This is a genomic window from Mesorhizobium sp. P160219, from assembly GCF_057786095.1.
Genome location: NZ_JBYNWG010000001.1, coordinates 5,817,639 through 5,831,957, shown reverse-complemented (window position 1 = coordinate 5,831,957; position 14,319 = coordinate 5,817,639). Strand labels below are relative to the sequence as shown.

Sequence of the window (14,319 nt, the reverse complement as noted above, 5' to 3'; positions counted from 1 at the left end):
ATTTCGGTCAGCTTGCCGCGGTTTGCAAGGCAAATTGCGGCGCAAAAAAACCCCGCCGGGAGGGCCGGCGGGGGTTCAATGCATCCCGCTGGAGTCGGGACGGGGCAGGGAACGCCCAGCCTTGAATCTGGGGAGGGCGGCCGCTCTATTCAATGAGCCGGTTCTAATACCAGTACAATTCTTGCTGAACCGGAATTGCTGTCCGCAGCTCGACCCATCCCGATCTGCCGGGATGGGTCCTTGTTGTCGATCTGATTCCAGAAAGCTGCTCAAGCCATTGGAAAGCAGATCAATTGTTACTCGCCACCGGTGCCACCAGCGAGGTGATGCGACGGATGCCGACACGGCGGTTCTCGCGGTTGGGCGCCGTGGTGTTGACCTTCAGGTATTCCTCGCCATAGCCCTGAGTGGTCAGGTTTTCCGGCGGGATCCCGAAGGCATTGGTCAGCGCTTCGGCGACAAACTCAGCGCGCCGGTCGGACAGAGCAAGGTTTGCTTCCGGCGTGCCAACCGCATCGGTGTGGCCTTCGATCAGGAAGGTTTCGGCCGGGTTCTTCTTCAACAGTTTCTCCATGGCCGTGGCGACGCCTTCCAGTTTCTGCACTTCGGTGTCGGATATCGAGGCCGAGCCGAACTCGAAGTTCAATGTATCGAGGTCGACGCGACGGGCAATGTCGCGCACGCGCGCCGAACGCTTCACTTCGTCGATGGAATAGAGGCGCTGGACCTTCTCCACCGGCGGTTGTTCGAGGAACTCGTAATAATCGTCCGGGCTTTCGACATCTTCCGAATCGAGGATGTACTCGCGGCGCGGGATGGTGAGCCGCATCGGCGGCAGGTCGTCACCGGGATCGCGCCAGTCATTGTCGTCGTCATAGCTGCGCTCGTCGACATAGCTCAGCACATATTCGTGCCCATCCGGCGTGATGCGCGATCGCCTGATGACGTCGCCATTGCGGTTGCGGATGGTGACGATCTGGATGCCATTGTCGCGCTCGACGATTTCCCGAGAGCGATCGCCCGACAGTTCCTCATAGTAAACATTCCTGGCGCCGCGGTGCATGCGCGGAGCGTCATTGCTTTCCACGATCGTCTGGTTGTTGAACTGCAGGATGACGCGGTCGCCGAGTTCCTTGACGACGTCGACGCCTTTCGGACGCCGGCGGTCGCGGACGTTCTCATCGGGTGCACGCTCGACGCGTTTGCCTTTTTCCTCCGTCACCGGGGCGATCTTTTCTGGCTGAATTGCCTGCTGAGCTGACTTGTCGTCGGTGGGCGGCGGTCCCTGGTCGACCGGAGCCGGCTTCGGGGCTTGCGCCTCGGTGCCGCCCTGCGCGGGCTGCTCGCCCGTCTGGCCGCCAGCATTCTGGCCGTTCCCATTTTGGCTGTTGCCGCCCTGGTCCTTGCGGTGCTTGCGCCTGGCATCCTTCTGGCTGTCCAGGATGGGTGCTTCGTCGGGGTTGGCCGTGGCTTCGCCTTGCGCCGGCGTCTCACCTTGCGCGGGCTGCTCGGCATTGGCCGGTTGCTCCGCAGGCTGTGGTTCACCGGTCGCAGGCTGCTGTTCGCCCGTCACCGGCTGTTCGCCGACAGTTTTTTTGCCGTGCTTTTTCGCCTGATCCTTCGGCTGTTCACCTTCGGCGGGAGCCGCTTGCTGATCGGCCGGGGGCTGAATCGGCTCGGCCTGCGGCGCGGGCTCTCCGGCAGGCGCAACTTTGACGTCTGGCGCTTTGTCGGCAGGCGCGGCCTCAATCTGCTGATCCTGCTTGCGCTTTTTCTTGCCCGACTTGTTGTCGTTTGCCGGCGCCACCTGTTCGGTGGGCGCTGCTTGCTCGGCAGGCTGCTGGGCCGGCTGTTCAGCGGGCGCCGCTTCGATCTGCTGTTGGTCGCGCTTCTTCTTGCGTGGCTTTAGCGGCTGTTCTTCATTTGCCGGAGCTACCTGTTCGGCCGGTTGTTCAGCCGGTGCTGCCTCGATCTGCTGCTGGTCACGCTTCTTCTTGCGTGGCTTGAGCGGCTGCTCATCGGTCGCCGGCGCTGCCTGGGCGCCGCCCTCGTCCGCAGGCGCCGCCTCGATCTGCTGCTGTTGATTGCGCTTCTTTTTGCGCGGCTGCTGTTCCTCGGCGGCAGGTGCGGCCTGTTCGGCCGGGGCCTGCTCGGTCTGCTGCTGATCCCGCTTCTTCCTGCGCGGCTGTTGTTCCTCGGCGGCAGGGGCGGGTTGCTCTGCAGCCGGTGCAGGCTGCTCGGCGGCCGGCGCTGCCTGTTCGGCCTGCTGGCGTTTCTTTTTGCGCGGCAGTTCCTGGTCGGTCTGCTGACCATCTGCAGCAGGGTCGTCCTGGACCAGGATCAGTGGCGCGGCCGTGTGCTGCAAGGGGCCGAAAACGGCGTTGCCCTGCAACGGGGATGCGCCCAACGGCGCGGATGCCATAAGCAGGCCAAGTGCCGTACCTGCCAGTACCCGTGGTTGGCGTTTCATCTTAAATTCTCCTTGTGGGGTCCCATCCCTGCCCAAACTGTCCTTGACCGGATTGGTTCCGGTTTGCAGGCATTACCCGCACCCAAGGACGATTGACCGGCGTTTTGAAGGCAACTTCATGTTTTTCCTATGGTGCGGCCGGAACTTGAAGTCACACAACAGCTTGACCTTGCCGCATGCGGAGGCCACATCTCGACCCATAATGGAAACGCCGTTCTGGAAGACCAAGACGCTGGAAGCGATGACGCCCACCGAGTGGGAATCGCTGTGCGACGGCTGCGGAAAATGCTGCCTGTCTAAACTCGAGGACGAGGATACCGGCGAGATCTACTGGACATCAGTCGGCTGCCGGCTGTTCGATGGGCAAAGCTGCCGCTGTTCGGACTATGCCAACCGGCTGGCGCGCGTGCCGGACTGTGTCGGGCTGACGCCGCAGAATGTGCGCACCATCACGTGGCTGCCGAAAACCTGTGCCTACCGGCTGGTTGCCGAGGGGCACGACCTCTATTGGTGGCACAGGCTGGTGTCGGGAAGTGCCGAGACTGTTCATGATTCCGGCATCTCCATGCGCGGCCGCGTCCGCGCCAGTGAGACCGATCTGGCCGAGCCGGACGATTATTTCGACTATATGCTCGACGACGAGCCCTGAGCATTCTGGAACGGACGTTGCCATAGGGCGTTCCGCGCCATTGGACGTTTTTGACGGTCAGGATCGTTTGCAGCGGTGGAAGGGGCGGTTGCTTTTGACCTGTCGGGCAGATTAACCGAAAATGAACGGCCGGTTCGCGAAGAGTTCAGATTGCAAGGAGCATTCTCCCCCCATCGGTTCGACCAAGACGGGCGCAAGCCCTCAACAAGGAGAGAAGACAATGTTCAACTCATTCAAGACGGCAGCCCTTTCGGGTCTCGTAGCTCTCGGCACCCTTGCCGCAGTGCCCGCCCAGGCGGACTCGATCTATCTCGGCTTCGGCAACAACCATGACCGCCGCGTCGGCGTCTACACCGGCGACGATGAGGACGGCTTTCGCCGTGACCGCAATTGGCGCCGCTGCTCGCCGGACCGCGCCCTCGACAAGGCCGAGCGCATGGGCCTGCACCGCGTCCGCATCGTCGATGTCAATCGCCGCGTGGTGAAGGTCGCCGGCCGCCAGTATGGCGATCGCGTAGTGGTCGTGTTCGCCAATGAGCGCGGCTGCCCGGTTATCTATCGCTAAGAGAACCAGACTGATCTTCTGCGAAGATCAGTCTGGGATACGACCTTCTGCGAAGGTCGATCCGGAGGCATGTTCCTCTGCCAGGATCAGCCTGGAGTACCTGGAGTAGCGGCATGACCCTTCTAGGGTCAGCCAGGAGCCCCTTTCCCTCCGCGGAAAGGTGCGGCTCGAAAAACCCCGGAGGCCAGTCCTCCGGGGTTTTTCATGTCGGAAATCTGCGGTTCCGGCCGACGGGTTCAGCAGAACCGCGCCCAGCCCGGCGGCCTGCTACTTAAGCTCGAATGTCACTGTTACCTGCACGGCGTAGGCATTCTCGCCGGCCTGCACGGGAACCGCGGCGCCTGCCGCATCGAAGGCCTTTGCATTGATCGGCATCGGCGCCGGCGCAACGTTCTGGTCGGTGATTTCCAGCACCCGGCCTATGCTGACGCCGGCGGCTTCGGCCAGCGTCTTGGCCTTGGCCATGGCATCGGCGACCGCCTTCTTGCGGGCTTCGGTGACGGCAGCTTTCGGATCCTCGTTGGAGAACGAAATGCCTCCGCCCTGATTGACGCCGAGCGACACAGCCTTGTCGAGAATCTCACCTGTTTTGTCGATGTCGCGGATGCGCACCGAGAGTGTGTTGGTCACCTGGTAGGCGACAAGCTCGGCTTCCTGGCTGCCGTCCGGTTTGTTGGTGTAGTTGTAACGCGGGTTGATCTGGATGCCGGCGGTCTGCAGGTCGCGGTCCTTGATCCCTGCCGACTTCATTGCCGCGATCACGGCGGCCATGGCGTCGTTGTTGGCGTCGAGTGCCGCGCGTGCGGTCTTGGCCTCGCGCATGACGCTGAGCGTCAGCAGCGCCAGGTCAGGCGCCACGGTCGACTGGCCTTCACCCGACACGATGATGCGGGGCGGGGGCAGCGAATCGGCAGCGCTTGCCATCGCCGGAAAAGCGATCGCGGCGGCAAGTGCGAGCGGCAAAATATGTCTGGTCATGAAAATCTCCTCGGTGTGCGATCCAGTCGCGCCTGTCGACTAGGGCGCGAATATGGGCTGATTTGGGCGATCTCGGCCAGCCCGTCCGGAAAGCCTTGTGCCGCGCAAGGAAAAACACTAATCCAGCGCGCGTGGGGCCTGTAGCTCAATGGTTAGAGCCGGCGGCTCATAACCGCTTGGTTGGGGGTTCGAGTCCCTCCGGGCCCACCATCCAGTCCCCTGGTTTTTCGGGGTTTTCGACCGTCTCAGAATAGCTCCGACATTTCCGTGGGTTAGCGCCGAGTAGTGGGCAACACTTGGCTGAGACGCCGCAGTGAGCGCCGAAAACACCTGACTTTTGGTCGTCCGTCTCTGTCGGGCGAATTCCTAGCCAAGTGTTTGCCAAAGCGATGGTGGACTGATCAGCGAGATGCTCGCCGGATGGCTAGAAGCCGAGGAGTGCAGCCTGGTCAGTCCAAGCTAGGGGGAGGTCCGACAATCGGGACAGCCGGTGCGCCGTTAGTTCAACAGGTTGATCACCTGCAACGATGTTGGCCGCAATTTTCGGAGCAAGGAAAGCAAAGGGCAGGAGGCGGCTGACCTCGGATGCATCGGTGCCGTTGAGCATGGCAACGTCGGTGAGGCTTCGGTAGGCTCCGTCTGTAAGTTGGCCGAGATATTGGTGGGCGCGGCGCAGAAGGTCGATCAAAGCGGCATCGGGTGACCGGTTGACGTTGGATCCGTCGGTAAGCACGATCCGCGTTTCGACGCCGCGCCGCTTCATGCCGATTGGACATTCGATGGATATCATTTGCGCCCCATCGCTGAGTGGCAGACTCCGGTCGAGAAGCAACTCCGATAGGCAGCGGCGATCCAGTTCGATGGTCAATGACACGGGCTTGAGGGTGATCCTGCGAACGATCTTTTGAAGCAGAGATCGCTTCGCATCCGCGGTGCCTGATGCCCAACACGACCGCATCTCGTCAACTCGCCGCATCGCTGCCTGGATTTCGCCAGAGTCTGCCCATTGCCGAATCCAATCAGACAGTTGGGCTTGATCACTGAGAATCCGATTCAGGCGATGCTCAACAACTAATTCAAGTGCGGGCGCCGGAAGACGCCAGCCCTTGGAACCTTTCCTGCGCTCATCGACGAACTGCTTTGAGACATAGTATCGGAAGCGAACACCTTGCTTGTTGGCATGAACCGATCGCAATTTCTCGCCCGCTTCATCAAAGAGCAGGCCGGAGAGCAGATGCGGTTGCGTGACATTGAAATCGCTTCGCCGCCGCGGCGCCTGCGAGGCGAGAAGTGCCTGGGCCTCCTCGAACGTGGCTGACGTGACAATCGGCTTGTGCTCTCCATCGTAGACCTGATCCTTGTGCCTGATCTTGCCGACGTAGACCGGGTTCGAAAGCAGGTGGTAGAGGTTGCCGCGACCAAACGGCATGGTGACTGCAACTGATCCGTCTTTGAGGCGTCGCGATCGTGTGGAAAACCCGTCGCTCGCAGCCTCATCAACAAGGTCGCGCACTGACCTCAGGGTGAGATAGCGGGCGAACAGGTGTCTGACTGTTTGTGCCTCGGTTTCGTCAATCGCCAGCTTGCGGTACTCGACGCGATAGCCGAGGGGCACCACGCCACCCATCCACATGCCTTTCTTCTTCGAGGCCGCGATCTTGTCGCGGATACGCTCTGCTGTAACCTCTCGCTCGAACTGGGCGAAGGACAAGAGCACGTTGAGCGTGAGCCTGCCCATTGAGGTTGTGGTATTGAACTGCTGCGTGACCGAGACAAACGAGACGGAGCTGGCATCGAAGATCTCGACGATCTTGGAAAAATCCATCAGCGAACGGGTGAGGCGGTCGATCTTGTAGACAACCACCACATCGACTTTTTTGTCCCGGATGTCTTGCAGCAGACGCTGCAGGGCGGGGCGCTCCATCGTGCCGCCCGAAATCCCGCCGTCATCGTAGTGGTTTGGCATAAGCTTCCAGCCAAGACCGACCTGCGATGCGATGAAGGCGGCGCACGCTTCGCGCTGGGCATCGAGAGAATTGAATTCCTGCTCCAATCCCTCTTCGGTCGATTTGCGAGTGTAGATCGCGCAGTTGAGGCGAGGGATTGCTGTCATAGGCCAAAGAACCTCGGGCCAGACCAATGGGCGCCGGTAATGCGGCGGGCGACAGCCGACAGCGATCCGTACGTCTTGCCATCGAGCACGAAGCCGTCATAGACCACTTCGACAACGTGCATCCGGCCATTCCATTCCCGCACCAGACGGGAGCCGACTTTTGGCGGAAGGGATCGTGGCGGCGACGTTAGTGCCTTATCCGATGACGCTGCTCGGACCGATGGAACACCGTCCTCGCGATCCGGTCCAGTATTGCTCGGTTGGACAGCCTTCACGTTGGACCGGCGCGCGTTGCCTGCTCCCAGTGTTTTCTTGACGTTCGAAGGCAAACCACCCAGTCGCTTGGCGTGGAGATGCCAGGCGGCCGACCGTTCAAGCAACCCACGTTTGACCCCTTTGGGCGGCGGGCAGCCATAGGCCTTTGTCCATGCTGCCGTGAGTTCATCACGAGTGAGATCGCCGATCCCGGCGATCTCACTATCCAGATCCTGTCTTTTGCGCATCAAGGTCAACCGGCGGTCTTCGCCTCGGCAATGCGGTACCGCCTTCGTCCGTCCTTGCCGGTTTCGCTGAGCAGTTCGTGGCCAAGCTTCTTCTTGACGGTACCGGAGAGGAAACCCCGCACCGAATGCGCCTGCCATCCCGTCGCATCCATCAGGGTTTGGATTGTAGCGCCTTTGGCCGACTTCAGCTTCTTGAGGACGATGTCGGTTTTGGTAGGCGCTGCGGGCGCTTCGTTCTTTGCCTTCTTGACCGTCACCGAGACAGTCACCACGGACTTCTCGCGCGGCTTCCGGGTTGGGGTGCTGTTGTCGACGCTGAGTGCCGTATCGGCGGCTTCCGCATTGTCGGCCTTCATAGCGGTGTTGTTGAAGATAGACATTTCAAATCTCCGTCAGTTAGAAGCCCGGACCATTCCGGCGCTTGTACTGACCGAAGCCCGCTGTCTCGGCGGGGTGGAGATTCTGCTCGTTCTTAATCCATTGTTCTTCTGCTGCGCTGGCAACACCAATGCTTCGTTTCCGTATGAAGTCCAGTCGAATATTGCTGCCTCGAGGGCCTAGACCACACCAGTGAACCTTGCCACGACGTGTCGATGCTCCCAAGTCCATCTGGCATTTGAAAAGTTAGGAAACCGCGATGAAATGACAGCGATCTGCAATGAACCGCAGATCTTCAATTCTTCCGAAATAGGTCAAATATAGAAAGGGCATTGCCTACGCAGGTTTAATATCGGAGGAAGGGCAAATGGAAATCGCGGAAGCCTCTCTTACAGCCGAAGATGACAAGGGGAATGGCGATCCAGGGTCTACGCTAAGGGCCAGCCCTCTCCGCATCGGAATCTCTACGCGCGCTCTTTTTGATCTGGAGGAGGAACATCGCGTATTCGAGAACTACGGCGTCAAGTCGTATGCGGCCATGCAGCTCGAACGCGAGGACGTGATCCTCCGCAGGGGTGCTGGCTTTGAGGTAGTCGAGCGGTTACTCGCGCTGAACGATCCTGAGGCTGCTCCGTATGTTGAAGTGATCCTTCTGTCCCAGAACTCGCCCGACCTTTCTCTCCGAGCGTTCAAGTCGATCGATCATTATGGGCTTGTCGTCAAGACAGGCAGTTTTACTAGTGGGCGGTCACTTGCTCCTTTTGTTCCTGCTTGGGGCATCGACCTATTTCTCTCAAACGCGGACACGGATGTAAAAGGAGCGGTGGACGGCGGAGCAGCCGCTGCGCGGCTTGGCTTGGCACCCAAGGATCGTGCCGAAACACCCCAGGGCGAGGTCCGGGTCGCATTCGACGGCGATGCTGTAGTGTTTGGCCCCGAGTCCGACGCAATCTACAAGGAAAAGGGCCTGGAGGCTTTCCTTGCGCATGAGACCGCGAACGCGAGCAATCCGATGGCGCGCGGCCCGTTTGGCAATTTTCTCCACAAGTTATCGGCATTGCGCCGAGTTTTCCTTAATGAGGGCAACGTGAGTAAGGTCCGCATCGCACTTGTCACTGCCCGGAACGCCCCTGCGCATGAGCGCGTAATTCGGACGCTGAGAGCGTGGGGAACACCGGCTGACGAGGCGCACTTCGTAGGCAGCCGTGAGAAAGCACCCATCCTGAAGGCGCTCGGGGCCCACATTTTCTTTGATGATCAAGAGAAGCACGTTTTAGGTGCGGCGGCAGTGGTTCCTGCCGGCCATGTTCCCGGGCCTCACGATCCGGCTGCGCCGGTAATCCCGGCCGGCTGATTCTTCAGGATTAGATCTCGTTCGCTTTGACTGAGCGTCCGAACGTGACGGCATGCGATCTGGGCATAGTGGAAGCCGAATGGCGGCTTTGCGCCGGTGGGTTCAACCGGTCGCCGCAACACCTTTAATCTGAGAGGATTGGGAGGTGTCGCATGGTGACGTCACGGATCTGGTTTACCCCGGAGCAGAAGGCCGAGCTTTGGGAGCGGTGGAAGCAGGGTCAGAGCATTTCATCGATCTCGCGGGCACTAGACCGCCGGACCAAGGGCGGCGTTCAGCGGATCGTATCCTTACACGGCGGCATTGCTCCGTCAGCAAGGCGTAGAGCGGCCTCGGCGCTCGAGCTGGGGGAGCGCGAAGAGATCTCTCGCGGGATTGCGGCAGGTCTTGCCATCCGCGCTATTGCACGAAGTCTGGGGCGATCCCCATCAACGATCAGTCGCGAGATCTCGCGCAATGGCGGTGCCCAAGCGTATCGAGCAACCCGAGCCGACAAGCAGGCTTGGCAGCGCGCGCTTCGCCCGAAGCAATGTCGCCTGGCATGCTCTGGACGGCTAAAGTGGCGGGTGGCGCAAAAGCTGGCACTGCAATGGTCGCCGGAGCAGATTGCGGGTTGGCTGAAGCGAGCGTACCCAGGCGATCCAAGCATGCGGATATCTCATGAAGCGATCTATCGCAGCCTGTTCATCCAGTCGCGAGGGGTGCTCAAGAAAGGAGCTGACAGCCCATCTGCGCACCAAACGACAGATGCGCCTCGGCAAAGGTGCACAGAGCAACCGAACGGGGCAAGGTCAAATCCTCGATATGGTCTCCATCCGCGAGCGTCCCGCCGAGGCAGAGGATCGTGCCATCCCAGGTCATTGGGAGGGTGATCTGCTCACCGGAGCAAACGACACGAACATCGTCACCCTGGTCGAGCGACACAGCCGGTTCACGATGCTTGTGAAGTTGGCCAGAAGGGACTCAGCGACTGTCGTGGCGGCCCTCGCCGAGAAAATCGGCACATTGCCCCAAGAGCTGCGGCGCTCGTTGACATGGGACCAAGGCAAGGAGATGGCTCGTCATAAGAGCTTCACCGTCGCAACCGATCTCCAGGTCTACTTCTGCGACCCGCGCAGTCCCTGGCAACGAGGCAGCAACGAAATACCAACGGCCTGCTCAGGCAGTACTTCCCCAGAACAACCAACTTCTCGCAGGTCCCGCAGGCCCAACTCGACAGCGTCGCCCTGCGGCTCAATCAGCGCCCCCGAAAAACCCTGGACTTCGAAACACCCGCCGATAGGCTACACAAGGTGTTGCAGTGACCGGTTGAACCCACCGCCTCATGTCCGCCATTCCGCTGTCTAGTCGACAAATCTAAGAGCTGCCATTGGGTTTAAGCGACGAAACAGGACTTGGTAGCAAATGGACCGCTGGCTCTCTTATCAAGACTGACTATCGCGAACTTTGACTATAGCATTGTAAATGGGGACTAGCGAGAACACCGTTCGGCGGTCATCCAACGTGAAGGCACTGCGTGCCGAGTACGTATCAAGCTCTCGTGGTCTCCTTCCGTGGAAGGAAGCCGTCGCTACCGCTCATTCATGCTTGAAACGCTCCCACTCGCCGATCAGCGACTTGTACTTCTCACGGAGAACCGCCTCTTCGTTGCCTTGTAGCGGCGTCGTTTGGGGGGAGAAGAATGTCCGTCGAAGGGCGTCGATAATACGCATATCACCTGGATCAAGTTCTGTCAGGGCTTGTTGCATAACCCATAAGCCCAACCTTCCGCCCTCCTCGGGCAGCGCTGGTTCTTCGCTGAAGTAGGGGTATACCACGCGAGTATATTCTCCCCTGACGCGCGCGTGAAGCGCATCCCGTATGCGAATTGTGCCACCTAGGCCCTCAATTCGCAGGTTCCCGTGCACGCTTTGAGGGATGATCTCGACAGGTTCGTTTGACCAACGCAACTTCGCACTTAGCAATTCGAGGACGCCGTCTTTCAGCAGCGGGTATAGTCGTTTGAAATTCCTGTTCGACTTTATACGGTCATCAGTCAGTGGCGTTAGATCAGCGTCGCCCGATATGTGCCTTTTGACATCCGACCAGAAAGGCAAATAGAAATCGCCACCTCGGCTTCTAGTGCCGCCGGCCTCTTTTTTTCGGTCGAGCCGGATATCCTCCCTCAGAATTGATCGCCGCAACGACTGTGGTGCGTAGAACAATTGCAGCGCCTTTCGGAGAGGAATATCCAGAACAGACATACATACCTCGCTACTGTAGATTCAAGTACAAGTATCGCTTCATTTTTTCTTCCGACACAAGGGGTAAACTTGTTTCTTCACTCGAAGATTGGGCTGGCAGGCGCACAGAAATGAAAAACCCTGTTTCCAATATCTTACTCTCCAATGCTCGCTTGCGTTGTTTCGCGACCCTTTCAGTTCGCTCAAACCTACCTCATCCTAGCCACTTGAACGCGGCGGCTTCATCAACACCAATGGATACGTCCCCTTCGAACCCAGAAGTGAGATTTGCACCCTGTGTTTCGCCAGACTGAGGGGCGCAACGTCGGACGCCTCGCAGCGTCCAGGTCAAAGTCCCACCGAGGTTTTGCTCCAGGAATAATAAGCATCTCGATAGTCGCGCCGCATTGACACGGGCACAACATTCCGACGCTCCATGGTTCACCATCGTCCAGAGTCAACACCAAGTCGCGCTCGGGCATATTGGATGGAAGCTCGTCCTCCTGGGTCACCTGAAGTCGCCTGGCAGGTCCGAACCGGTCCCAGAACTGATGAACCCACCGCGGCAGCGAGATCACTTGTGCACCCTGGGTTTGCCAAGGGCGGGTATACCCAGAAGCGGCTCTTCGTCGCCCCGCGCGGTGTCGTTCGCCGCATCGCGGGCGAACTCGTCTTCTCCGAGGTACTCCTCCTCGGACGCGGCCAAGCTGAACATCGTCCTGGCGAAGCGGCGGTTCGGGTCATGCCGGAACGGAAACGTCCGCGCGATGTACTCCATCACCACGCTCGAGCTCGCACGCATGTTGAGCGAGATCACGGAAGGCGCCTGTTCGACCAGGCCCTTGATGTACCCGGCTTCCTGTTCTTCCTTGAAAGCGTCAGGATCCGCCCGCCGCAGCCATTCTGCACGAAGCCCCTCGGGGGTGAACACTAGGCGGTCGGCGAGAGTGGCACCACCAGGCTGCACGTAGTCGATGCGACCGCAGACGTCTGCGATGGCGACCCCATCGTCACCAACCTTCCGCGTGGGGATGACGACACCGACGTCAAACAACGGGATGAGGAATGCCGAGGCGATGAGGTCGGCAATCTGGCGGGCTTCCTGGGTGTCGACGCAGCTGAAGATGACGTCGCACTGGCTGACGGCCAGCACCGCTTCGCGGGATGCGATCGTCCCGGCGATCGGCGAAGCAGCTCCAGGCCCACGATACGACTCTACCGCCGCGGCGAACATATCCACCTTCGGGCGGTTTGCTTCGGCATCAGCTAGCGTGGCGTTGATGATCCTGTTCAGGTTCTTGTGCTCGACACGGTCGAAGTCGACCAGCGTGACTTTCGCTCCCATTCGCGCCAGTTGCTCCGCCGTCAGCGAGCCGGTGCCGGATACACCGATAACTGCGATGGACAGGCGTCCGAGCTGATCGCGCATGCCGCCGGTGAAGGGCAGGGGCCAAGGTGCGAGCTCGGCGTCTGTGACCGCGTCGTTCCACCAGTAACGAATATCGTCGCCGGCGACCGTGACCAGATCCACCGGCTTGCTCCCCTTGTGCGGGCCGTACAAGCGGGCCCGGATTGCACCGTCAGGTGTCATGATAGCCGAACCGTGTTGCTCGCCGAACGCGGCGAACAACGCCGACATGGTGGCGCGGTCGCTCTCATCGTCGACTTCGGAGAACTCGAGCCTACCACCTGGGTGCGAGTGGATGAGGATGACGAGGAGGCCGTCCTGCTCGGCCTGGTCGATCGCCTCCTCGATGTAATCCCCTGGCCACACGATTCGGACCGGCGTCCGTACCGGGCAAGCGTCGTGGGGTACGAGGATCATCTTGCGCACCAACAGCCGACGGCGGTCACCGGAAGTGGTCTTGCAGAGTAAAATGGCGGCGGCCTCGTTGCCGTCGCCACAGATCAGATGCCCCTTCAGGGCCTGGTGGTCATCGCCCGTCAGTACGAGCGTATCCTGCCCGCTCACTGCCCGACCTCCTTGGCGATCGCGGACTCCACCAGCGCGAGATGCGTCACGACGTTATCGCTACGGGGGTTCCAGGCGGATTCCTGACCACGGTGACGCGACCACGTCTGGAAAGGGACGCCACCGATGACCTGCTGCATGACGTTCGGTATCGCTCCGCCGTCGATCTTGGTCAGCGCCGGGGACACGTGGAACATGTCTATCTGAGCCTGCGGGTAGGTGAGCGGCACCAGAAGCGCGAGCTTCACCTTGCTGACCTGATACCCGTCGGCGACCGGATATTCGGAGATGACCAGCCAGCGGTGTTCACCTTCGACGACCGTCTCCCAGGCGAGCCCTAGGTTGTCCAAGTATGCGTGATCCACCGGCAGGAGGTCGAAGTTAAGGCGGGGCGCGGGATGCGCCTCGCCGTTGTCCACCTGCTTGGGGGTTAGGCGGACCTTTTCGATTCCCGGAGTACGCAGGTCGATGACGTCGGTCGGGATGATCTGGCGCTTCGGCTGACCTTCGACCTTGAGGGTGATGATCCATGCGCTGGCGTCCTCAAAACCGGCCCGGTGCAGTGCGTCCGCGGCGCGGAGTTCCGGCACGTTGGACTGAATCTTGACGCCCTGGACAATGAGTTCCCAAAGCGCCTTGCGGCTCTTGAACTCTTCCACGCCATTGCGCTTGATCGGGATGACGTCGGTGTCGAGGACCTGTCGGTCGGCCTCGTCTTCGCGCTCGAGGAAGATCAGCTTGTCGCCGGGCATCTTACCCAGCTTGCGGACGACCGCCCCCGAGATAACGTCCGCCGGCCAGTCGTACTCGTCGTTGTCGATCGTGATGCGGTTGCTGCCGCTGGATTCGGCGACGATGAAGCGCAGGCCCTTGCTCAGGTCGGCTTCCTCGTGTGTGCGGATGTCCTCCAGATCGCCATCCTCACGCCACTGCAGGACATAGGAGTGTTGGTCGCCGGTGAAGCCGCTGGCCTTGGCGATCTTGCCGCCGGTGGGGGTATCCGTGTCCAGCGGAACCTCGCGGAACACCAGGTCGGTGCCGGCAACTTTGATGGTGGTCGAGTTGTTGCCGCGAGCCTGCGCGACACTGTTGTCATTGGTGGTCATCTAAAGCCT

At 60.4% G+C, this 14,319-nt stretch carries 12 protein-coding genes, 1 tRNA gene and 1 pseudogene; 5 read left to right on the top strand and 9 right to left on the bottom strand.

Annotated features, from left to right (window positions below):
• Positions 1-289: 289 nt before the first annotated feature.
• The gene (locus AC3EMP_RS28175) at positions 290-2,470 is read right to left on the bottom strand and encodes an OmpA family protein (protein WP_488494701.1); all 2,181 of its coding nucleotides are present in this window, start codon (positions 2,468-2,470) and stop codon (positions 290-292) included.
• A 202-nt stretch (positions 2,471-2,672) separates the two neighbouring features.
• On the opposite strand from AC3EMP_RS28175, the gene AC3EMP_RS28170 reads away from it, so the two are divergent.
• Positions 2,673-3,119 carry a YcgN family cysteine cluster protein gene (locus tag AC3EMP_RS28170; protein WP_352712074.1) on the top strand — a complete coding sequence of 149 codons (447 nt, stop codon included), beginning with the start codon at positions 2,673-2,675 and terminating at the stop codon, positions 3,117-3,119.
• A 220-nt stretch (positions 3,120-3,339) separates the two neighbouring features.
• Complete coding sequence (locus AC3EMP_RS28165) at positions 3,340-3,684, top strand: hypothetical protein (protein ID WP_023672466.1); 345 nt, start codon at positions 3,340-3,342, stop codon at positions 3,682-3,684.
• A gap of 267 nt (positions 3,685-3,951) precedes the next feature.
• On the opposite strand, the gene AC3EMP_RS28160 is transcribed toward AC3EMP_RS28165, so the two are convergent.
• Positions 3,952-4,662 carry an SIMPL domain-containing protein gene (locus AC3EMP_RS28160; protein WP_023672467.1) on the bottom strand — a complete coding sequence of 237 codons (711 nt, stop codon included), beginning with the start codon at positions 4,660-4,662 and terminating at the stop codon, positions 3,952-3,954.
• Between the two features lie 134 nt (positions 4,663-4,796).
• On the opposite strand from AC3EMP_RS28160, the gene AC3EMP_RS28155 reads away from it, so the two are divergent.
• A tRNA-Ile gene (locus AC3EMP_RS28155) sits at positions 4,797-4,872 on the top strand.
• 214 nt (positions 4,873-5,086) lie between these two features.
• On the opposite strand, the gene AC3EMP_RS28150 is transcribed toward AC3EMP_RS28155, so the two are convergent.
• From AC3EMP_RS28150 to AC3EMP_RS28140, 3 genes are read right to left on the bottom strand one after another with little or no spacing between them, the layout of a single operon-like run.
• The gene (locus tag AC3EMP_RS28150; protein WP_352712076.1) at positions 5,087-6,775 is read right to left on the bottom strand and encodes a recombinase family protein; all 1,689 of its coding nucleotides are present in this window, start codon (positions 6,773-6,775) and stop codon (positions 5,087-5,089) included.
• Positions 6,772-7,278 (bottom strand): DUF2924 domain-containing protein, encoded by a 507-nt coding sequence (locus AC3EMP_RS28145; RefSeq protein WP_352712170.1) that lies wholly within the window; start codon positions 7,276-7,278, stop codon positions 6,772-6,774. The genes AC3EMP_RS28150 and AC3EMP_RS28145 overlap by 4 nt, the downstream gene beginning before the upstream one ends.
• A gap of 5 nt (positions 7,279-7,283) precedes the next feature.
• Complete coding sequence (locus tag AC3EMP_RS28140) at positions 7,284-7,658, bottom strand: DUF3489 domain-containing protein (RefSeq protein WP_352712078.1); 375 nt, start codon at positions 7,656-7,658, stop codon at positions 7,284-7,286.
• A 365-nt stretch (positions 7,659-8,023) separates the two neighbouring features.
• Here AC3EMP_RS28140 and AC3EMP_RS28135 point away from each other — a divergent pair, with 365 nt between their 5' ends.
• A complete protein-coding gene (locus AC3EMP_RS28135; RefSeq protein ID WP_081734773.1) occupies positions 8,024-9,010 on the top strand; it encodes a 5'-nucleotidase in 987 nt (328 codons plus the stop codon).
• Positions 9,011-9,162: 152 nt separating this feature from the next.
• Positions 9,163-10,322, top strand: a pseudogene (locus AC3EMP_RS28130) (IS30 family transposase).
• A gap of 265 nt (positions 10,323-10,587) precedes the next feature.
• On the opposite strand, the gene AC3EMP_RS28125 reads toward AC3EMP_RS28130, so the two are convergent.
• The 4 genes from AC3EMP_RS28125 to AC3EMP_RS28110 form a co-directional block, all read right to left on the bottom strand.
• Entirely contained in the window at positions 10,588-11,253 is a 666-nt protein-coding gene (locus tag AC3EMP_RS28125; RefSeq protein ID WP_352712079.1) for a hypothetical protein, read from the bottom strand.
• A 224-nt stretch (positions 11,254-11,477) separates the two neighbouring features.
• On the bottom strand, positions 11,478-11,744 hold the full coding sequence (locus AC3EMP_RS28120) for a ubiquitination-like system serine protease family protein (protein WP_488494742.1): 267 nt from the start codon (positions 11,742-11,744) through the stop codon (positions 11,478-11,480).
• 62 nt (positions 11,745-11,806) lie between these two features.
• Complete coding sequence (locus AC3EMP_RS28115) at positions 11,807-13,204, bottom strand: ThiF family adenylyltransferase (protein WP_352712081.1); 1,398 nt, start codon at positions 13,202-13,204, stop codon at positions 11,807-11,809.
• Positions 13,201-14,310, bottom strand: coding sequence for a multiubiquitin domain-containing protein (locus tag AC3EMP_RS28110; RefSeq protein WP_352712083.1), 1,110 nt, complete (start codon positions 14,308-14,310; stop codon positions 13,201-13,203). Before AC3EMP_RS28110 ends, AC3EMP_RS28115 begins: the two co-directional genes overlap by 4 nt.
• Positions 14,311-14,319 lie beyond the last annotated feature (9 nt).

Coding starts and splice junctions, on each gene's coding strand:
- AC3EMP_RS28175 (WP_488494701.1), bottom strand. CDS start 2,470: ATGAAACGCCAACCACGGGTACTGGCAGGTACGGCACTTGGCCTGCTT.
- AC3EMP_RS28170 (WP_352712074.1), top strand. CDS start 2,673: ATGGAAACGCCGTTCTGGAAGACCAAGACGCTGGAAGCGATGACGCCC.
- AC3EMP_RS28165 (WP_023672466.1), top strand. CDS start 3,340: ATGTTCAACTCATTCAAGACGGCAGCCCTTTCGGGTCTCGTAGCTCTC.
- AC3EMP_RS28160 (WP_023672467.1), bottom strand. CDS start 4,662: ATGACCAGACATATTTTGCCGCTCGCACTTGCCGCCGCGATCGCTTTT.
- AC3EMP_RS28150 (WP_352712076.1), bottom strand. CDS start 6,775: ATGACAGCAATCCCTCGCCTCAACTGCGCGATCTACACTCGCAAATCG.
- AC3EMP_RS28145 (WP_352712170.1), bottom strand. CDS start 7,278: ATGCGCAAAAGACAGGATCTGGATAGTGAGATCGCCGGGATCGGCGAT.
- AC3EMP_RS28140 (WP_352712078.1), bottom strand. CDS start 7,658: ATGTCTATCTTCAACAACACCGCTATGAAGGCCGACAATGCGGAAGCC.
- AC3EMP_RS28135 (WP_081734773.1), top strand. CDS start 8,024: ATGGAAATCGCGGAAGCCTCTCTTACAGCCGAAGATGACAAGGGGAAT.
- AC3EMP_RS28125 (WP_352712079.1), bottom strand. CDS start 11,253: ATGTCTGTTCTGGATATTCCTCTCCGAAAGGCGCTGCAATTGTTCTAC.
- AC3EMP_RS28110 (WP_352712083.1), bottom strand. CDS start 14,310: ATGACCACCAATGACAACAGTGTCGCGCAGGCTCGCGGCAACAACTCG.